The sequence below is a fragment of the Cohnella abietis genome (assembly GCF_004295585.1).
GTDB lineage: Bacteria > Bacillota > Bacilli > Paenibacillales > Paenibacillaceae > Cohnella > Cohnella abietis.
Genome location: NZ_AP019400.1, coordinates 1,163,698 through 1,185,001, shown reverse-complemented (window position 1 = coordinate 1,185,001; position 21,304 = coordinate 1,163,698). Strand labels below are relative to the sequence as shown.

Annotated in this window: 12 protein-coding genes; 3 read left to right on the top strand and 9 right to left on the bottom strand. The window is 43.1% G+C overall.

Annotated elements, in window-relative coordinates:
- Positions 1-475 precede the first annotated feature (475 nt).
- The 9 genes from KCTCHS21_RS04805 to KCTCHS21_RS04765 all read right to left on the bottom strand — a co-directional run bounded on the left by KCTCHS21_RS04805 (position 476) and on the right by KCTCHS21_RS04765 (position 17,043).
- Complete coding sequence (locus KCTCHS21_RS04805; protein WP_130605460.1) at positions 476-2,971, bottom strand: alpha-mannosidase; 2,496 nt, start codon at positions 2,969-2,971, stop codon at positions 476-478.
- A gap of 5 nt (positions 2,972-2,976) precedes the next feature.
- The gene (locus tag KCTCHS21_RS04800; RefSeq protein ID WP_130605458.1) at positions 2,977-3,996 is read right to left on the bottom strand and encodes an ROK family protein; all 1,020 of its coding nucleotides are present in this window, start codon (positions 3,994-3,996) and stop codon (positions 2,977-2,979) included.
- A complete protein-coding gene (locus KCTCHS21_RS04795) occupies positions 3,993-4,628 on the bottom strand; it encodes a D-sedoheptulose-7-phosphate isomerase (protein ID WP_130605456.1) in 636 nt (211 codons plus the stop codon). Before KCTCHS21_RS04795 ends, KCTCHS21_RS04800 begins: the two co-directional genes overlap by 4 nt.
- 177 nt (positions 4,629-4,805) lie before the next feature.
- Positions 4,806-6,044, bottom strand: a complete 1,239-nt coding sequence (locus KCTCHS21_RS04790) for an ROK family transcriptional regulator (protein WP_232058209.1) — start codon at positions 6,042-6,044, stop codon at positions 4,806-4,808.
- A 174-nt stretch (positions 6,045-6,218) separates the two neighbouring features.
- The gene (locus KCTCHS21_RS04785) at positions 6,219-11,342 is read right to left on the bottom strand and encodes an S-layer homology domain-containing protein (RefSeq protein WP_130605452.1); all 5,124 of its coding nucleotides are present in this window, start codon (positions 11,340-11,342) and stop codon (positions 6,219-6,221) included.
- Positions 11,343-11,533: 191 nt separating this feature from the next.
- Complete coding sequence (locus KCTCHS21_RS04780) at positions 11,534-13,759, bottom strand: DUF6259 domain-containing protein (protein ID WP_130605450.1); 2,226 nt, start codon at positions 13,757-13,759, stop codon at positions 11,534-11,536.
- A gap of 24 nt (positions 13,760-13,783) precedes the next feature.
- A complete protein-coding gene (locus KCTCHS21_RS04775; RefSeq protein ID WP_157993952.1) occupies positions 13,784-14,578 on the bottom strand; it encodes a carbohydrate ABC transporter permease in 795 nt (264 codons plus the stop codon).
- Positions 14,579-14,607: 29 nt separating this feature from the next.
- Positions 14,608-15,477 (bottom strand): carbohydrate ABC transporter permease, encoded by an 870-nt coding sequence (locus tag KCTCHS21_RS04770; protein WP_157993951.1) that lies wholly within the window; start codon positions 15,475-15,477, stop codon positions 14,608-14,610.
- A gap of 189 nt (positions 15,478-15,666) precedes the next feature.
- Positions 15,667-17,043 carry an ABC transporter substrate-binding protein gene (locus KCTCHS21_RS04765; protein ID WP_157993950.1) on the bottom strand — a complete coding sequence of 459 codons (1,377 nt, stop codon included), beginning with the start codon at positions 17,041-17,043 and terminating at the stop codon, positions 15,667-15,669.
- 157 nt (positions 17,044-17,200) lie between these two features.
- On the opposite strand from KCTCHS21_RS04765, the gene KCTCHS21_RS04760 reads away from it, so the two are divergent.
- From KCTCHS21_RS04760 to KCTCHS21_RS04750, 3 genes are all read left to right on the top strand, one after another.
- Entirely contained in the window at positions 17,201-19,018 is a 1,818-nt protein-coding gene (locus KCTCHS21_RS04760) for a sensor histidine kinase (RefSeq protein ID WP_130605442.1), read from the top strand.
- Between the two features lie 38 nt (positions 19,019-19,056).
- A complete protein-coding gene (locus KCTCHS21_RS04755) occupies positions 19,057-20,625 on the top strand; it encodes a response regulator (protein WP_162309268.1) in 1,569 nt (522 codons plus the stop codon).
- A gap of 75 nt (positions 20,626-20,700) precedes the next feature.
- Complete coding sequence (locus tag KCTCHS21_RS04750) at positions 20,701-21,195, top strand: hypothetical protein (protein WP_130605437.1); 495 nt, start codon at positions 20,701-20,703, stop codon at positions 21,193-21,195.
- The last annotated feature ends 109 nt before the right edge of the window (positions 21,196-21,304 follow it).

The window sequence follows — 21,304 nt, the reverse complement described above, 5'->3', positions numbered from 1 at the left end:
GCATCTGAGCAATTATGAAGCCTTTTAGGGGTGCCATGCTCATCAGGACTCATAAACACGATCTTTTAGTCAGTGTATCAGCTATCTTAATGAACGTAAACTTGCGTATAAATATGCTGTACCCAAACATAAAACCAGCTAATACTTTGTCAATACCCGCAGTTCTCGCCTGGCAATCCATTCTAATGCAAGCTGAACGACAGAGCGGTATGCACGATATTCTAGTACCGCTTGCCAACCCCCAACGGACTCTTCAACAAGCAAAATCCTTTATACAAGATAATCTATCACAGCCTCTTCAGCTTAAAAATGTTGCCCCCTTATCGAAAACAAACACCCCGCAAAGCAACACAAATCGTGTCCCGCTTTACGGGGTGCTTCCCCGAATATTTTCCCTTATTATGATCTTCCAAAATTATTATGTCAATATTTGGTTTTCCTCTAATCTTGGAATCGTGTAAGCAACTAGCACGAATTAAACCGGCATCTCGATCATATTAACTTCCGAAACCGCTTGCTCTGGATCGGAGGGGATCCATAACGTCTTGATCTCGCACTTACCGAAGCGCATCGTCCACTTGCGGTTCAGAACCGGAATTTCGATCGTCGTCTCTCCATCCTTGCCGTCCGTTTCATAGCAGCGGAGAATATAGCCATCCAGGTCTTCGGCTTTCTTGAATGCGGTAACGATAACATTGCTGGCAGACACCCGAATCCCCTCGGCTATCTGAGGCAGTGAGCCTTTATGATAGGTTTCAATAATGTGAATAGGCGGAACATTGAGCTCATTGGCTTTTTTGAAAGCTTCGGCATTCCGCCAATCCCCTTCGTGGGGAACGAGAGCGTAGCGGAATTGTTGCACACCTTGATCCATATATTCGCCGAACTCGTCCCGAACACCGTAATGGTCAGCGTACATCGGGCTACGTACGACAGTCATTCTTAAGTCATTATCCTTAACATCGAAGCTGTACTTCGAGTCATTAAGTAGCGTAAGCCCGTAGCGCTGTGCGTCATCAGCGCCTGTATTGCCTGTTACGTCCAGCCATTGCTGCCCCGGCTCTTCTTCTCCATTGACGGGTCTTTCAATATATCCGTAGGGAATTTCATAAGTAGCCTCAGGTTCATTAACATTTACCGGAAAAGAGAGCTTGAGCAGCTTGTGCTTTTCCTGCCAATCGAGCTTCACTTTCACTTCAATGCCCGGCTTATCCCGATAAAGAATGAAATCCTGCTGAAGTACCGAAAAGTTATATCGATTCGTAACGCGCAGAATCGAACGAATCGGACCCGACTCAATCAATTTGATTTGTGCATCCGAGAACTTGGCGATCTCATTTCGGAATTCGAATACCCCATGAGACCAAGTATCGCAATGATGCTCATCGATCACGATCGGAACCGCACCTTGACCCTTCAACACTTCAGTACCATTTAGCTTGTCATAAAGTCTCTTTATATGTCCGGTATGGGGCTCAATCTCAAGTCGATACCAATGGTTTTCCAGTGCATAAGGCTCCGAGACTAAGGCTTGTTGTCCAACTGCCGTAAGCGGCAGCTTCTTATCCTTATAAATCCAGTATACGCGATAACCCATTGCTGGAATACGCCCCATAAAAACAGTATCATATTTATCCTCGATATTCGTACGTGAGGCACGAACAATCTGGTATTCGACAGCTTCCCCTTGATCGTCGCTAACGCCTTTGAGCATTCTATTGACATGGACAGGGGCATGAACTTCCCATGAGTGAGGATTAAAAACGACAACAGGTATCCCGGCATCCTTCTGCTCCCAAGTTAGCCAATCTACATCTTTGCTTAACGATTGGATTTCATCCTTCATCGTATCGATAGACCATGAAATCTTCTGCAAGGCTGCATTCAGAGAGACCGCAGCGATGTTAAGTGATTCACCATAAGCTTCTCTTGAATCCTGATAGGCTTCTTTAATGGAACAGCCACCCATAATGTCGTGAAAATGATTGAACATGACGTTCTTCCATCCACGGAGAATCTCGGTTGCCGGATAACTGAATCCAGCTACTAGATGAGAGAAGGCGCTGAACTTTTCGGCTGTCAGCAGACGATGCTCCGCTTGACGATTCAAAGCTTTCGTCTCTGAATGAGCGGAGTAACAACCGCTTGCATGATGCTGCAAGTCATCCGTATGAACGGGAAGATCGAGGTTTCTTTTTCCCATTTCTTCGAAATATGCATTGGGAGAGCTAATCTTAAATCGATCTGCCCGGTACTCCTCTTGCAGGCGTTGTATAGATTGTATATTCCCGATCGTAGGTCCGCCTCCGTGATTACCAACTCCAAAAAAGTTCATGAGGTCATGTTCATGCTTCTCCGCCAGCTCAAACACCTTCAGCGCTTTATAGCGAGTCGGATCCTCATTGTCGTTAGCTGTCCAATTATTATAGCTAATCGGAATTCGAAACGTCATGACACGACTTCCGTCCTTGCTTTCCCACCAGAATAAGCTGCGTTCCATCTGCTTCTCGTGCTCATCTGGACGCATAAATACGTAAGAGTCCATACCACTTTTTTTCAAAATTTGAGGAATCATGCTGTGGTGTCCGAAAGAATCCACATTGTAACCTACCTTAGCCATAACGTTGAACTTCTCTTGGAAGTATCGTTGGCTATACAATCCGTGACGGACGAAAGACTCGCCCGACGGAAGATTACAGTCCGGTTGGATCCACCACCCCCCGACGATTACCCAACGTCCCTCTTGCACCCTTTGCCGAATTTCTTCGAACATTTCCGGTGCATTCTGCTCTACCCATTCATAGTAAGCGGCACCTGAGCAAGTAAATACAAAATCGGGAAATTCAATCATTCGATCCAACGCCGAGCGGAAGGTGGCCTTGATCTCCGCATAACCCTCCTGCCATTGCCAGAGCCATACCGGATCTAAATGCGCGTTACCAATCATATGAAGCTTTATATTATTATTCATTGTAGTTAGTTACTCCCTTCTGATTGAATAGATTTGAGATTTGATGCTTGTCTGATATGTAACGCTCTGGCAACAGACAAAGCTGCATAATCTCCCACTTCTTCCCCTAGACCTGCAGGAACGATGTCACAAACCGCTAAGGAATTCGGTAGCGCCTCTCTATGAAGCTCTTCCATCATATAGGGTTCGATTAGCTGTCTTTGTCTTCCAAAAATACTGCCGATTATGAGCTTCTGTGGATTAATAATATCAATAAGAATAGCTATTCCGCGTCCCAAATGACGTCCAACGTCATGGAAAATTCCAAGTGCCGCTGGATCACCTCGTTGAGCAGCTTCTGCTACATCTCTAGTTGAGATTTTATCAATAGATTCGGAAGATGGATAGAACGAAGGCAGCTCACCTCCGCTGACTATTCGTGCTCTCACTAAAGCTTGAGCAGCTCGAGCAATCCCTCCCCCGCTACAGAAGCCCTCGAATGAACCGACCTTGTTATATCCAACAGGACCTTCCTTCTCCAGACGAATGTGCCCGACTTCGCCCGCATTATCATTCGTTCCTGAATACAAACGTCCATCCAAGATGAGTCCCGCACCCATCCCAGTACCGAAGGTGAGGAAGATCATATTACGGGTTCCTTGGCCCGCACCCCATTGCCATTCAGCGAGTGCACATGCATTGGCATCATTTTGTAACCCGACCGGGACGTTAAAATGGCGTTTGATCGGATCAATGATGTCCACTTTATCCCAATGAGGCAAGTTTGGGGGAGATAGAATAAGTCCATTCTGACTATCAAGAGGTCCACCGCAGCTAATTCCAATCGCTTCTAATCGTTGTCTATCTTCAGGATATTTAAGAAATAAAAGCGTTAATTCATCAATCACTCGTTGGATGGTTTCTTCCGGCGTAGGCGAAGTCGGAAAGTGCACCTTATCAATGACCTCTATGCGATTTTCCGATGAACGACCGATCGTGACCGCGCATTTGGTTCCGCCAATATCCATTCCGGCATAGGTGATCATCGTCCGAAAAATACCTCCTCAAGCATGATGCACAAAGTATGATAGATAGGAAGATGCCGCTCTTGAACATCCGGTGTTTGATGGTAGGGGACTGTGATCGTGACATCGCATAACGCCTTCATCTTACCTCCCGAGCTCCCTGTTAAACCAACGGTTTTCATTCCTTTTGCTTTAGCGATTTGAAGAGCTCGAATGATATTGCGAGAGTTTCCTGAGGTGCTAAGACCCAAAAATACATCATCTTCTTTGCCATAACCGTACACCTGCTGTGCGAAAACCATATCGGAATCGACATCATTAGAGTATGCCGTCATAAGAGCGCTATGGCTGACCAGTGAAATGGCAGGTAAGGCTCCTTGCAATCCATTACAAACCTCTTCAGATTCTTCTGGAAACAGCTGTGTAAAATGATGCCTGAAAGATTGCGGAACCGGACGCGTTAGCATAAAGCCTTTCATCAATTCCCCGACAATATGTTCGCTATCCGCTGCGCTTCCCCCATTCCCAGCGACCAGTACCTTACCATAATGCCGATAGCAGGTTTCCATGAGACTAAAGGATTGTTGAATGTCTGGAAGACATTCCTGCAATTCCGGATACTTAGTTTGGAGAGCTTGTAGATGATTATTCATGCCTGGTCATTCCTTTCACTATCTCCAATTAAGCAAAACTTTTTAATAACAATTTAATAAGTTAACCTCATAAGCATTACATTATAGTGGATATATGTTGTTGTCAACACATTTACGCAAACTTATTAATATTAAATTAATAAGTAGATATAAAGAGTCTATCCACTCTTTATTAACCTACAATTGAAGAGACTCCGGCCACTCTTCAAGATCTTTGTTGAAAAAGTTTTCTAATATATGCATCGCGGCACCAATCGCACCACTGAACATCTCAAGCTCCGATTTCTTAATCTGGATATTGTGCGCGAAGGAAGAAAAGATACGGCTTAGAGCCATCTCTTTAATCTGATCAAAGTATGGAGTGTATTTATGCGTAAGCGTTCCACCGATAATGACGATTTCCGGCATGAGCAAATTAATCACATTGCCGATGGCAATGCTGACATATCTGGCGGATTCCCTGAGCAGTTGAATAGAGAGTTGGTCTCCATCGTTGGCAGCATCCAATATCGTATATATAGTAACGGAATTCTCGTCCTGGAGATATTGGTCCCTGAAGGAGGCATCCGCTCCCCGACGTATTTCTTCTCCCGCCCGGCGTACAATCGCAAGTCCAGAGGCGACCGCTTCCAAGCAGCCGTAATTGCCACAATTACAGCGAGGTCCATCAATGTTAATCGTGCCGTGTCCAACTTCGCCAGCGCCGTAGGGAAATCCATGGTAAAGCTTGCTATTCACAATCAAACCGCTACCAATCCCTATATCCGCGTCCAAATAGAAGACATTTTGGTTTCCTTGGCCTGCTCCATTCAAGAATTCCCCAAGTGCGATTAAATCAGCGTCTTTCTCAATAAACGTCTCCAGCTGGAAATGATCTGAAATGATTTGTTTGAGATGGACTCCCTCTAACCCCTTCATATTGGGCGGTGATAACACGACTCCTTCGAATGGGTTCAGAGGTCCCGGTATTCCCATGCCAATTCCGAGAATTTTACTTCTACTCACCTTCGATTGCATGATCGCTTCTTCAATGCAGGAAATTAACTGAGCGATAATGGCATTGGTCTGCAATGCGTCCCCATTCGTCTTCGTCTCGTATTTCGCGTACACGTTTCCTTCTATATCCAATATCGCCACATGAATCCGAGAAAGGCTTAGGTGAAGACCTACCGAATAAAACCGATCTTTATCAAGCTTATACAGAAGAGGCTTCCTGCCCCCAGACGATTCGTCATAGCCACTTGTGCAGATGACCTGGTAAGAGAGCAGCTTTTCAATAATGTTAGTTACTGCCGTAAAGCTTAAGTGGGTCTTCTCCGCTAACTCCGCTTTGGAAATCTGTCCTTGATTTCGAATATATTGAAGAACCGTAGAAAGGTTCATGCTTTTGATCCGCCGATTGTTTGCACCTTTCATCCGATCCACCTGTATCGCTCTCCTCAAAGACATTATCATTTCTTTTAATCAGTGTATCAGCTATCTTAATGAACGTAAACTTGCGTATTAATACGCTGTGCCAAAGCATAAAAGCCTTGAAGAACCAGCTATCAGGTTCCTCAAGGCTACACTCCTTACTTGCAAGCTATAACGTTACAGATGATTCATGACACCAAGAATAAACTTAGCCGCTTCCGCTCTTGTCGCGTTAGCCTGCGGGTAGAACAGATTGTTCCCTTTCCCGTCAATAAGGCCCGCTTTCTTAAGTGCTACAACGGAAGATGTCGCCCATACAGGAATATCCTTGGAATCGGCAAACTCGGCCATTTCGCCTGCTTCAGCCTTCAATGCAAGTGCTCTTGCGACTAGAACTGTCATCTCTGCGCGAGTAATTGGAGCATTCGGTGCGAAGAGATCAGCACTAATGCCGGAAACAATTCCTGCCTTCGAGGCTGCTTGCACGCTTCCTGCATACCATGCATCCAATTTCACATCCTTGAACATCTGTTCATCCACAGTTACTTCAAGATTCAAGGCACGAACCAAGAGGGATACAAATTCTGCACGTGTCGTTTCACCGGCAGGCTGGAATAATTGATCACTCACGCCGTTCACTATATGTTTGGCAGACAACACCTTCACAATTCTAGAAGCCCAGTGAGTCGCCAGCATATCGCTGAATGTCTTGTTATACTCCACTACGGCATATTTACTCAAATGCTGAAGCTTAACAGTCAGCGTCTTTGCAGGACTGTTCACCTTCCCACCTACATACTCCCACAGCTTCGTCTTTTCGTTGTAGTAGTAAATACCAAGAAGCTCTGCATCAACACCATTGGCATCATAGGGTAAAGTTATCTCTACTCCACCTGTTACCTGTGTAATTTCAATTGCACTTCCATCTGCTTTTTTGAGCTTTATGCTTATCTCATATACCTGACCTGCTATTGTAATCTGTGTCGCTGCCCCTTGGGTAGAAATACGATCTCCAGCCTCGCTCACTGGCTTGATCAGTACTTCAATGGCTGTACCTACTTCATTGCCAACCTGATTGTTCCAAGTCTTGAGCAATTCCCGATCAACATTAACGATTACTGAGCCCGCCTGTACCTGCAATGGAAGCTCTCCAATTGACGCGAATGGAACCGATAAGAGAGATTGATCCTTACCTAGCTTCGCTATTGCTTTACCATTTTCCACCGTGACCACGCTTGTGGCAGTATTCCCACTGCTTTGACCATTACCGTTACCGTTCCCGTTTTCATTACCATTACCATTGCCGCTGTCTGTTGAAAAGTCTAATTCATTTAAATACTTGATTTGCCTCTTGGGAACATTGACAGTAGCTTCGATCATCCAATCCGGATCTGTAATAATCCAAAGCTTCCCGTCTCTTATTCCCCAAGCCTTACCATCCGTTGTACTGTACAGCACCTTCGTTGTACTCGTCGCATTCGGATTAAGCACCTGTACCTTTGTTCCATCCTCTAATTCCGTATATTCGTTCGTAAAATATTGATCAATCTCTGGCAAATCCCCAAGGTTTTTACGATAACCCATATAAACAATATTTCGTTTGCCATCCTTCAGACTTCCCTGAGCTAGTAAACCTGGACCATAGAGTGTCGTAGCTGGATCGTCCTCCAAGTTAACAACCATGACATTCGTTGAAGCACCAGGATCAAAGGTTGGGAGAACCCATTTATTATCAAAGGTTTGCAGCACAGCTGTCCCTCGATAATCGTCACCTTCTAGCACGATATTACGTCTATTTAACATCCACCATGACTCGCCTGCTGGATAAACGTAATAGGGCTCCGGTTTATAGCTTTCAATATGGTCAATAGATTCAGGCGTAAGAATACCATCCTTGTATTCCTTTAACCAATCGAACTGCACCGGCTTAGCCGTATAATAAGCATAAGACTCTTGGCACGAAGTGAAATAATCGCAATTAAATAGAAAATCATATATACCTTTACTACCCGTGTCCAAAAGTAAGTCAAAATGATTAAACATCGTTTCTTTATCCGGATAACCTTTTTCTCCAGATAAGTATTTTCGATCCATATTTTCATCCAACTGAGTCTCAGTCGTTAGAAACCATAAGGTTTGTGCCGATTGTTCGACAAGAGAAAAAGTATACCCCGAAACTTCTCTTACTCTATACTCATTGTCGCCATAGATCTCTCCTCCAATGCCCGCGAATCCTCCACTCTGTTTATCATTAACAAAATATTTCCTTGGTGTTCCAACATGCTTAAACACAACAGGTACGTCGACGACACTTGTAATCGCGTCTGAAAATTTCATCAGATACTCGTTATAGGATCCTTCTCTGAAGTCCACAAAATCATCCCATAAAATGCCACGATGAGCATCAGCTGTATAAGTGGATTCTGGATGTTCTTTATCTACCAAATACAGTTGATTGTTCCAAGTAGCCGTACCTTCTCCGCGGACAATAGGGATTAGGCGCGCCGCTACTTCATAAGATTCAACTGGAGTGCTCATTTTCCAAGCCTGATTTAGCGCATTCAATGTTGGATATTTTTTCTTTAACCATGCAACAAACTGTACAGAATAGATTGGCGAATCAAATAGGAAGCCTTCATCTCCATTGTATATGCCTGATTCGTTAGTAACAGGATCTACAAACAATCTGAAATTCGGACCTAATTTGACTTTGCTAAGCGTATCTACCATGCTATTGATAATCGAATCTCCTGCATCCCAGATATTCCTTAGAGTATGACCAGAGTATTTGACCTTAGGTGTAAAATAAACCGTATAGGGCGTGCTACCTGTACCTTGAAGACTCACATTTGCATGAAGCTCAAGCGTAGCTGCATCCACTTTGCGGACCTCTCCTTCACCGGATTGAATGACTTCGCCTGTTACCGGATTTATGACCGTATACAAAGCTGACATCGTATCCACATAACCGGGAATTTGAAAGGTCGGTACCGTTAAGGTTACTTCTCCACTACCCACTACATTCTCTACCTTCAATACGCCTGCTGCATCATAGGCTCTCGGCATGTAAGCAGATAGCATCAGCCCCTGGGCTCCTTGTACTTGGAGACCATAAGTAAAGCCTTCCTCTTCTAAATAATCGAGCATTTGCTGCCATGCCCATGCTGGAACCTCCATTACAGCCGTATTAATATACATATCCATTGCCCCATGTGCCTTCATATACTGGAGAACTTCTACATCCTTTTCCCAATTCGCTTTATTTGCCGCAGGATCCGATTTCGAGTAGAAGAGCAAATAGTCTGAAGTAAACATGCCACCAATCGGTACGAATGGCTTACCATCCCATATCATCGTATGCGATTGATTGGCATACCACATATGAGATTGCCCCAGCTTTCTGTCTAAATAAGTACCATGAGAAAGAGGCTTGTATTTTGTATTTGTCGGATTGACAGCGGCTGCAACTGTGACCTGCTTAGGCAAATCCTGCTCAGCATTCAATTTGTGAAGCCCTAGTTTCACAGCATAGCTGCCAGCAGGCATACCTACAGGAAGCTCAAAGGAAAATTGAACCTCGGCTGCAACACCAGCTTGGAGCGTTGAAGTATTCAAAGCAGTAAGCTCGGCAACATGCCAGAGCACATCACCTTGATAAAAGCTTAAATATCCAGTCGTATTAAAATCTACCGCTTGATTTAATTGATAAGTCGCATGACCTTCAAACGATCTTGTACTTCCCTGGGTTGATTGCACCTGAAGATCGAATATCGCTGCACTTAGCTCCGGCTTACTCGTGTTCTCCTCTTCTTGTTCGATATTAATATTGTCTACTTTAAGAGAGCCCTCACCATTAGTAGCATTATTATATTGAACATCGACGATACCCGTACGGATTTCATTCGCTCCTTTGGGAGCATTAAATGGAACAGTTAACTGGATGCTCTCTGCATACTCTTCACCAGCAGCCCACGATTTTTTAGTAAACTCTCTAGCGGCACGTGATACCACTTCGCCATTGTATACTAACTCAACGAAGAAGCTGAGGCTGCCCTTAATTTCTTCAACGGCTTTATTAATAACCGTAACATTTACTTGCTCTTCTCTATTTACAATCGTTTTATCTAACGTACCCGATACGTATTCAAATTTTACCGCCGCCTTATTAAACGGTTTACTTATCCCATTCGGCTTCCATCCCCAACCGACAGGTACTACGGCAATTGCATCAATGCCTTGATTATACAAACCATCGGGGGCTCCTTGCCGCGGGGTGTTCGTTAAAAATCCAATGTTATGCTTCCCTTGAGTCAACTCTGTGCTACTTAATTTATGCCAATAGAAGGGCATGCCCTCAGCAGCGAAGAGAGCGTTTTCAGTTACAACCGGAGGAGCCAAATAAGAGCCTTCGTCCAGCTTCCAGCTCCAAGAAGACATCCAAATACTCATTCCTGTTGCTAGCACCCAGATATCATAGCTTCCTGTCTCCGGAATAGTGACTTGATACTGCACAGTTGCTGAGGTATTTGGCTTATTCGTCTGCAGCAGAAGATATGTGCCTTCGCTTGCCTGCAAGTTACCTGAAGTACGATAACCTCCTTGTGATGAATGATAATTTTCTCCTTCTGTCCATAAGTAGGCATCTGCAGCTGGAGTTTCTGGAACAGCTGGAGCTACTGGTTTGTTCAAACCATTTGGCTGCCATCCCCAACCAACAGGAACGAAGGTGATTGCATCTATGCCTTGATTATATAATCCATCCGTACCACCAGCACCCCCTACTCGCGGAGCATTGGTTAAAAATTCTAAGTTATGCTGCCCTTGAGTCAACTCTGTGCTACTTAATTTATGCCAATAAAAAGGCATTCCCTCAGCGCCAAAGATTGAGTTTTCCGTGACAACGGGGGGAGCTGTATAGGAACCACTGTCTAGCTTCCAACTCCAAGCGGACATCCAAGGGCTCATTCCCGTTGCTAACACCCAAATATCATAGTCTCCTGTCTCAGGGATATCGACTTGATATTGCGCAGTCGCTGAAGTATTTGGCGTGTTCGTTTGCAGCAAGAGATATTCTCCTCCGCTTGCCTGCAAGTTACCCGCAGTGTGATACCCCCCTTGTGCAGCAGCATAATTTTCTCCTTCCGTCCATAAATACGATTCTGCCTCTCCCGAAACATCATTAATAGCATTTTCACTTGAAGTTTCTCCATATGAACTAATCGGAAAACTTGATAAAAGTAATAGTAGAACAATAAATCCTGTTAAGCTCTTTTTTAGTGCCTTAACCCTTTTGTTGCTCACAAGTAAAACCTCCCCTAATATATTAAGCGCTTACATATTAATGCTACGATTTTACGCAAATAACGTAAATGGCATATTCGACAGTGACAGGGGGAAAAATTCACACACCCTTTTTTCGTGCTAGGAGATACTCCAAAGAGGCTCTAAGACGAGATTACCCCCTTAGAGCCTTTTAGAATACGCTTGGCCGTCTACTGATTTCGTTCGAGCATAACTGCTGACAATGGCTGAATGGTAAGCCGAATAACGCTACCCGTTACAGCATGCCTTGTAGCATCCGCAGTGTGCGAATCGGTCCATGAATAGCCCGCAAACTCTTCCAATTCAACTGTAACTGTCTGCACTTCAGGCGTATAGTTGATTAAGAATTGCGCTTCCCCGCCCGCATCACTTGTCCAACGGCTCGTTATTACAGGGGGTATACGCAGTTTATGTCCGGCTTTCATGACGATATCGACGACCTCACCCTCACAGGTAGTCTTCAAGGAACGAAGCATCCGCCCATAGACCAAATAAGGCTGACCCGTACCTGTTCGCCAAGGATTCAACTGACTGATCAGACGTAAAATATGCGATTGATCCGGTCCCGGAACATCCCACTCTGTACACCAATCCCAATGCACCTTGCCCTCGTCCCCTAGCACAACTGTCATCATGTCCCCCGAGTGGAAGGCATAAGCTGTGCGCCATAAGAGGTTCCATGGGGAGCCTGTTAAATCCATCGTTTCCTTCAGATTATTCTGGTTGCCCATGAAATTATTAATATATTCATGATAGAGATATTGATAGATAGGAATCGGCTGCCCGGCGAAGAAAGCAATGCTATATCGCAGATCATTAAATTGAAATTGTGACATAAACGGCTCAGCTGCCGCTGTCTCACAACCAAATAAGACATGAGGAGCTTCCTCCTGAAGCATTGTATTAATGCGTTCGCCAATCTGCAGCATAGCATCAACCTGCCATTTTCCAGGAACCGGAACGTGTCCGTGATCATGACTGTAACAGAAATAGGATAATCCGCCCAAATTCTGATCAAAGAATTGAATATAATCACAGTCGGATGCTAATATCTTACGAATTTCCGTGACAATCGTATCACTAGTAAAAGGATGGGCGGCACACATATCGTAGCCCCATCTCTGATAGCCGTTACAGATTAAGGAATAAGGAAGTGAGCCATCAGGCGCCGTACACATGACTTTCTCAAGCTGCTGCTCCGTAAACTCTTGATGCATCGTGTATGCTGGATCTAGCAAGCTTTCCTGCGTCCAGCCCGTTCCACTACAGTACAAGCCTAAATACATGCCCTTCTCGTGTAAGCTGTCCGAAAAAGCTCGCAATGCATCAGCTCCACCATAGGGTGGCCATACATAAGGCGGTGCCCAAGGTGCCGTTCCCTCCCAATGCATCAACAACGCCATTATCGGACTTTGGAACTCCTCTTTCAGCCTTTCCAAATAAGGCAGTGCATTAACATAAGGATAATAAAGATTCGGATCCATATTGCCCACGTCATGTGTACCCCGAACAGGGTAGGTAACCGTAACGGGAGAGCTATTAAACCATTCTGGCAAAGTCTTGTTGTCTACAAGGCGAGTCAGGCGGTTATTATCACGGGTATTGAGCCAATTTCTATAAATGTCTGCTGCTCCATACCAATCACCCGCGAAGCTACCTAGTACAATAGGAAAGCCCAGTTCATAGCTCTCTTTCGCTCCAATGCCTGGGAAAATACGAAATTGCAGTCGCACACCTAAATCTGTTGCCATATACTCTATGGATTTCACGTGGTGCTCAGCATCATGTGTTCCATAATAGAGTCCACCATCTGCTTTGTAGTACGCCATAAACTGGGTTCCCGCTGCTGCCGGATAAATGCCCTCCCAGCCCTTGCTGGGGTATCCCGGATCCCTGTATGCAACCCAGCCATTTTCTCTAAGCGATGCATCTTCCACCAGTACCCCTTCCACACCCGGCCAAACAATCCTTGCCTCTCCGCCCTTGGCAACCAGATCATTAGGCACTGTAACATTCGGAAGGTCAATCCACTCCAATACCAAACCTGTGCCATTAGTCAGCGAAACATTCCAATAAGACAGTTCACTCTCATCGGGAATCGTAATATTTAAGCTCAATGAAAAGGCAGTACCGCCCCATTCTAGAAAGTGAATGGTCATTTCTGGAGTCCCATTGGCATTTCGAGCTTCAACCTCAATCTTACTTGCACTTGAGCTTCCTAAATTTAGAGCCTCTCCTGCAGCATTTCGTAAACGAACTAATAATAAATCACGAAGGTCATTCGTAACAATCCATGAACGTTCTTCATTTCCAAACCATCGTAAAGAATAGTTCGCCGGATTGAATCCAAGCTGCAACGTCTTTCCTTTTAACCAAACCCACTCTTCTCTCTTCATAAGTTCGCTACGCCTCCATTTCAGTTAACTTTTAACAGCCCCTGCTGTTAAGCCTTCAACAATGTACCTCTGTAGGAAAAGATATAAGATAATAACCGGCAATGAAACGATGATTAAATCTGCAAAGACTAGATTCCAATCCGATGAATGCTGCCCGAAGAAAAAGTACACGGTCAAACTTAAGGTAAACCGACTTGCTGTGTTTAAGAAATAGAATGGTGTTGTAAAGTCATTCCAAACCGACATAAAGGCAATAATGAGAACACTGGCGCTAATTGGCTTCAATAAGGGGAAAATGATCTTCCAAAACAAACCATAGGGTCTGACCCCATCAATAATTGCGGCTTCATCCAGTTCTCTTGGAATGCTATGAAAAAAACCGATATAGACATAGGTTAGAAAAGCATAATTCCCAGCAATATAGAGTAAAATTACACCTAAATACGTACGAACCAAATGTAAATCAAACATCAGCATATACGTGGTAATAATCGAAGATGGCAATATTAAACCCGCGATAATAATGGTTTGTATTAGCTTACTCACTCGATTATCTCTTCTCTGAATGAAATAAGCAGACAGAGAACAGAAAATGATGATAAAGAAGACACTCACTACAGTTAAAATTGTTGTATTCCATAAGGCCTGTGGAATCTTAGCGCTAATAAACACGTCAGAATAGTTATTCCAAATGTTCCATTTCGTTGGTAAGGATAACCTTAAATCCGAAGCCTCTGCCCCTGTCTTAAACGAATTTACAACAACCAAATAGATCGGGACGGCAATAACACAACTGATTAATAGAGCAACAGCTTCCAATATTATTTTTCTCCAGCTCCGCACTGCACTCACCCTCTGTTGTCTTTATTCAGATATTTATTCGTGATCGTTACAAGGATGAGAATGAACACAAACAATAACAGACTAGCTGCAGTCGCTTCCCCATTTCTTCCTTGCGAGAAACTCTTGAATACCATGGTATTAATTACACTAGAGGCATCTCCCGGCCCTCCACCTGTGAGCGCATATACGATATCAAACACCTTTAATCCACCAATTAAGGAGAGGATGATGTTGGTATTAACCACAGGAAGAATCAAGGGGAAAATAATATGTCTCTTCTGCTGCCAGCTTGTAGCTCCATCAATTTTGGCTGCCTCGATAAGCTCCTTAGGGATTGTTTGGAGAGCAGCTAGAAACAAGATGACGGTTAATCCTGTCCACTTCCATGTTTCCACAAAAGAAATGGAGTACATGACGATATGTCTATTCGTAAGCCAATGCTGCGTCAGAAAGTCAAGATGAACACTCTGCAAAAGCACATTGAGAAATCCACGACTGGGATGGTAAATGGCCGTAAATGCCAGTGCTACAGCAATAGGACTTAATATAACGGGAAAAAAAAGCGCAGAACGCAAGAAATTCGTGCTTCTAAGCTTTATATTTACAAAGTTAGCTAACAAAAATCCAAGACCGACTTTACTGATTGTAGTTACAAGAGTAAATATAAAAGTGTTCTTAAAAGCTATTGAACTACCCGAATCTTCAAAAATAGAAATAAAGTTATCAAATCCAACAAGACGTGTGTACTTAAAGGTGGAATCTAGGTTTGTGAAAGCGTAGAAAAAATTAGAAATCGCAGGCCAGGCGAAGAAGACTAGGAAAATGCACAATCCTGGTGCTAGCATAGAATACCTGTAGTATTGACGTTTCAGCATACACTTTCCCTCCAAGTAAAACGGCTTCGCTGTCCTTAGGACGGCTATACACGTTTGTATCGAGCTATCAGATGAGTATAAAGACATAGAAATTTATACTTTCTGATAGTCCAAATAATAGAGAGAGTTTCTTTGCTTCAGAAACTCTCTCCCTTAATCACCTATCAAATCGAATATTTCTAGTAAGCCTTATTTGAAATTCGGATCAGCCTTGGCTTTCGCGTTCTTCACTAATTCTTTCTGCATAGCTTCCTGGACCTGCTCTGGTGTCTTCGCACCTGCTACCAAATCCTGAAGAAATGCTGGATAATCCCCAGCTGCATATGCAGTAATCCCCTTGGAAGGACTAACAGCGATTGGACCGGCCTTCCCTGCTTCGGCAAATTTCTGTGCATCAAGCTCAGCAGGTGTCAGAAGTGTATTCGTAACCCCCTTGATTGCGGGTATACCACCCTCTGCCCCGAAATAAATATTCTGGGTCTCAATGGATTCAAAGTAGTTAATAAATCTTTGCGCCGCTTCTTCTTTACTTCCTTTAACGACATACACTGCGTTTGGAGGATAGACACCCGCAATTTCCTTGGCACCATCATTAAAAGGAATAAGGAATGCTCCAATGTCGTTTGTTTGGTCAGGATATTTCGCTGCAATATCGGTCATGACCCAAGTGGCCATTGGATACATAGCCGCATCCCCATTTGCCAGTGCTTTCTGTGCATTGTCGTACGTATCCGATAGGAAATCTTTGTTTACATATTTCTTATCCACAACATCTTTAAGGAAAGTGATCCCTTGTCTTTGAGCAACATAATCGGACACAGTCCCTTTATTTGTATGGATATTGTCTGTTTTTTCCTGTAGAAGATCCTCCGCTGCACCGGATTGATGAGTTGCTATTTGCAAAGTCCAAGCATCTTTGGCAGATAGGAACACAGGAACTTTACCGGCTTTACTAATGACTTCAGAAGCAGCCCAGAACTCAGCCATCGTCGTTGGAATTTGTAAATTCAAGCTTTCGAAAACCTTTTTGTTAAACAGCATGACAGCCAAATTAGATCCCCCGTAAGGAGCTGCATAGAAAGTCCCGGAAGAATCAAATACACCTGTCCACACCTTCTTGTCGAAGTTAGCCATCCAAGGTTGATCGTCCTGCGGAACGAACTGTTCCTCTGGTTTTCCAAGTCCTACTGACTCATTAATACCTGAATAGAAGAACAATAGATCCGGCTTGTCATTCGTAGCAAAACGAGTTTTGATTAGATTATCTCCATCTACACCTTCTGGAAGCTTTTCAATCTGAAGAGTGATTCCTTCTTTTTCTGCGGCATCTTTCAATACAGCTTCCATTCCGCCTTTTAACCAGCTCGTGTGCATAAGTGCTTTTAACGTAACCTTCTCTGGTGGAGCGGACGGGGATGCATTCTCTGTAGAAGCAGCAGGGCTACTCTCAGACGGGCTAGCCGATGAATTACTGTTTTTATTCGAATTTCCACAAGCTGCGAGTAAAATCATTGTAAGAACGATTACACTCATTAATAGAGTTCTCTTTGTGATATTGCCCCTCATTTTCATTCCTCCAAGTTTGTAATGTAAATGCTTACAGGATCAATGCTATGATTTTTACTCCTAACCGTAAATGGTGAATTTGAAAGTGAATGGGGAAATATTTCACACCTGCTAGGCTGACATTTTGATTGTGCTATACTGTTTTTGGGGGTCATCTATGCTATCGTTTAGAAATTTACAAACTAGGTTGTTTATTACTTACTCACTTGTTCTGATCCTATTTGTATTACTCATCAGCACGCCGATGTATTTTTATCTTAAGAAAAACATAGAAACAAATATTCAAGAGAGTGTTGAAAAAATTGTAAGCGGATACTCCGACACCCTTGATGTAGGTTCAACCATTAATAACAATGTAAGCACCCAGCTTTATATCAATCGCGACAATTCAAGCTATACGGCGATACAATATTTGGAGTCCATAGCCTATTCCAAGAGTACGAGCTCAGTTGAAATTTTACAGTCTGAATTGGCGATACAGAACTTTCTCTACTTAAATGCAGCGGTCTATCAAAACATCCACAGAATTAACTTGTTTACGTCTAAGGGAGACTTCTTTTCAAATCAGAAGACTGATGTTGATGTACTGAATACGATTCAATCTAATGATTGGTTAAAATCGGTACAAGCTGCAAACGGTTCCACCGTTATGGATTTTTCGGAAAAGGATAGGTGGTTGCCGGGTAATTCCGGTCCTGTCTTTTCGTTTCTGCGACAGATTAATTGGAATTCACATGCTGTTGGTTTTTTGGAGGTTCAATTTAAGGCCTCCGATATGCTGAATCTGGATGATTTGAATACGAAGAAAAATGCGCAGGTTATGATCCTACAAGCGGGTCAGGTTCTTTATTCCTCTTCGCCGGAAGCATTAACCCCTTCATCTCAAATGCTATCAGATATCTTAATTAAGACTGGTATTTCGAGTGTAGGGAGCGGAACTATCAAGAACGATCATGGGAATAATGATGTCTACATGTACCAGACTTCTCGCAAAACCGGAGTAACTGTCTTTCTAACCATACCAGAATCTCAATTATACGCACCGTTATATTTCGTTCGAAACGTTATCCTATTCAGTGTATTTATACTCATTGCGATTTCCGTGTTTGTTTACTTTATTCTCGCAAGAATTTTGACCCATCCTCTCAAGAAATTAAAGAAGGCCATTGATTCTATTAATCTTGATGAAACGAATCAAGCTTTTATCGAAAATAAATTCCATATGGGCGAAATCGAAATTATTAACCGTTCATTCCTGAATTTGAATCAGAGATTACAAGAAAGCCTTGAGGAGACTGTTCAGTTTCGAACCTTACAGATGCAAGCTAAGTTTGATGTTCTTCAAGCTCATATTAATCCCCACTTTTTATTTAATATGCTAGGGGTTATTACCGTCTTATCAGACAGAGGCCAGCAGAAGGCCGTATCAGATACGAGTAGAAAGCTCTCCCAGTTTTTACGCTATTCGATTTCTTCCGGATCTTCCATTACAACATTGAAAGAGGAAGTTGAATTCGCCAACCATTATTTAGATCTATTAAAATCTCGTTACCAGCATCGACTTCATTATGAATTTGATATTCCTGAGCGACTGTTGGAAATTCCTATTCCTAAGCTTTTTATTCAGCCCTTGATTGAAAACTGCATTCAGCACGGGTTCTCGGAAGTCGACAAGCAGTTGGATATTCATATCTCTGGCAAAATAATCTCAAATAAATGGGAAATTTGTATACGCGATAATGGTGTAGGCTTTGATCCAGAAACGTTAGAAACTTTAAATGGACGCATTCAAGATTATCTTGAGCGATTGCAGAATAACGAGCCTGGGGAAAGCTCGATCTCTATAGGCGGGATGGGCTTAGTGAATACAATTGCCAGACTCCATCTTATGTTTAAGGAGCACTATCATTTTTCTTTCGGAAATAATGATGATTCCGGAGCTTATGTCTGTTTCACAGGTTACTTAAAACAATGAACAAACAGCTATTCGCTAATGTTAAGGAGGCGACTACCATGAGAATTATGATTGTTGATGATGAACCCTTTTACATTGACCACCTTAAAGAAGTCATCGTTAATAGTAGCTTCAGTGCATCGGAAGAAGCCCTTATCGTTGCGGAATGTATAAGTGCTAATCTTGCCATTGAAGCCATTCCTGCGGTTCAGCCGGACTTGATCTTTACGGACATCAGAATGCAATCCATGAATGGAATCCAGCTTGCTTCCCTTATTTGTGAAAAGTGGCCGCATATCATCGTTGTCATTGTGAGTGGCTATTCTTCCTTCGATTATGCCCGGGATGCCATTCGTGCCAACGTTGATGATTATCTTGTCAAACCCGTTGATAGCTATGCCATTGAAGGAATATTAAACAAAGCTAGTGCACGGATTAACAAGGAGGCTTATGTTCGCCAGCAGCAGTTACTGAATGAGTTGCTCGATAAGAAGCAGATAGAGGGAAATACGCTATCCATCTTGAAGCAATGCTTTTCCTATCCCACTTATAATGTCTTTTATTATAATAAACAAACACCCAGCTTGAATAAGGAAAATCGGCCTCCTCAAACGGAGTACGAAATACAACAACAATTATCGCAGCACCCTTTACTGCTCAAGGAGGAACGAGCTTGGATTGTTTCAAACAATAACCCCAAATATGGGTTTATTGTTCTCGGATTATTTCAATGCGACTATCAGAGGATTAAAAATATCGCAGCTGAATGCATACAGATTATTGAGGGAAGCGGAAATAAACCTTCGATGGCAGTTAGCCCTATTTTCAACGAAATAACGCAGCTTCATCAGATTGCCCATCAGCTTCATGATGAGCTGTACCACCAGCTTGTTATTGGTCAATCGAAAAATATATATCTTTTTGAACATTCACTCGTGCAAGAGAAATCCAACCTGCTGCTGAATAGCACGGATGAGAAGAAGCTCGTTATTGCTGTCGACAAAAAGGATTGGAAGCTATTAAAAAAGGTCATTAATCATTGGTTCGAGCAGTGGGAACAGCACTCGTGCCCGAACCTCATCTTGCACAAAAATTGTAAACAAACTTTACAGTGGCTCGAGAAATATTTTCGCACATTGGATCCTCTCACCAGCATTACTACGGAGAAAGCGATGGAGGAAATCATCGACTACGCCTACTCCTATCAGAAAGCAGTAGTGGACATATGGAGCTTGTTGTCTAACGTCTTCCGATTTGAAGAGCATGAATCGAACAGCAACAAGGGGCTTCACTTAATTGAACAAATTACTGACTATTTAGCTGCTAATCTAAGCGAAGCAATCGCAATGACTCATGTCATGGATAGATTTCAAATTTCGAGCACGCATCTAGGAACGCTATTTCGCAAGCATCTCGGAAAAACCTTTGTCGAATATTTAACCACTCTTCGCATTGATAAAGCGAAGGAGCTCATGCGAATTCATCCCGATATGCCTTTCAAAGAAATTTCCGAAATCACAGGCTATACGGATCGGCACTATTTCACTAAAGTATTTAAGCTTGTTACAGGCAAATCCCCGACCGATTATAAGGAGCAGCTTCTTCAGGACGAGGGGATAGAGGACTAATTACGTAACATTTTTACCCCGCTGTCGTCTAATTAATAGGTGTTTTTTTCCACTTATTAGGGAGGCGGAATGAAGTTGAAAAAAATAATGATTTTGCTTAGTTTAATAGTGGTTCTAGTGCTTACAGGTTGTTCGAAGGGAAATAATGCACCCGATTCAATTGCTGAAGGATCGAGTCCAATAGAAACTGAAGAAGCGGATCCAACAGCCGCTGCACCTCAATATATTGCAGAAGGTAATTATGAAGGTGACGAGTTAGGAATCGTAAAGACGTTAAATTTGTATGTGAAAGCTTTCTATGAGAGAGATCACGAAGCTTTCTATAAGACCCTGTCTAAAGATAACTATCGGGAGATTGATAGCTTCAAGAAGTATTTTGTTAGCATGGACAAATTAGATTTTTCAGTCAAACCACATCCTACGCCGCCGGAAGGAATTAAGTCTGTCGTGGTCGACTACAAACAAAAGCTTGATGATAGAAAGGATATCACCAATGAGCAGCAAATATTTTACTTTATTTTTGAGGATGGCTCATGGAAACTGAATGCTATCGCTGATTATTGGACTTAAGGACGTTTCAAAGAAATTCCCGAAATTGCTGGCTATACGGATCGGCACTATTTCACTAAAGTATTTAAAAAAACCTCCCTAACGAATGGAAGTGTTGAGCAACCATTAG

Excerpts from the sequence above, each read along its gene's own strand:
- KCTCHS21_RS04800 (WP_130605458.1), bottom strand. The coding sequence starts at position 3,996 with ATGATCACCTATGCCGGAATGGATATTGGCGGAACCAAATGCGCGGTC.
- KCTCHS21_RS04755 (WP_162309268.1), top strand. The coding sequence starts at position 19,057 with ATGAGAATTATGATTGTTGATGATGAACCCTTTTACATTGACCACCTT.
- KCTCHS21_RS04770 (WP_157993951.1), bottom strand. The coding sequence starts at position 15,477 with ATGCTGAAACGTCAATACTACAGGTATTCTATGCTAGCACCAGGATTG.
- KCTCHS21_RS04780 (WP_130605450.1), bottom strand. The coding sequence starts at position 13,759 with ATGAAGAGAGAAGAGTGGGTTTGGTTAAAAGGAAAGACGTTGCAGCTT.
- KCTCHS21_RS04805 (WP_130605460.1), bottom strand. The coding sequence starts at position 2,971 with ATGAATAATAATATAAAGCTTCATATGATTGGTAACGCGCATTTAGAT.
- KCTCHS21_RS04765 (WP_157993950.1), bottom strand. The coding sequence starts at position 17,043 with ATGAGGGGCAATATCACAAAGAGAACTCTATTAATGAGTGTAATCGTT.
- KCTCHS21_RS04760 (WP_130605442.1), top strand. The coding sequence starts at position 17,201 with ATGCTATCGTTTAGAAATTTACAAACTAGGTTGTTTATTACTTACTCA.
- KCTCHS21_RS04790 (WP_232058209.1), bottom strand. The coding sequence starts at position 6,044 with ATGAAAGGTGCAAACAATCGGCGGATCAAAAGCATGAACCTTTCTACG.
- KCTCHS21_RS04795 (WP_130605456.1), bottom strand. The coding sequence starts at position 4,628 with ATGAATAATCATCTACAAGCTCTCCAAACTAAGTATCCGGAATTGCAG.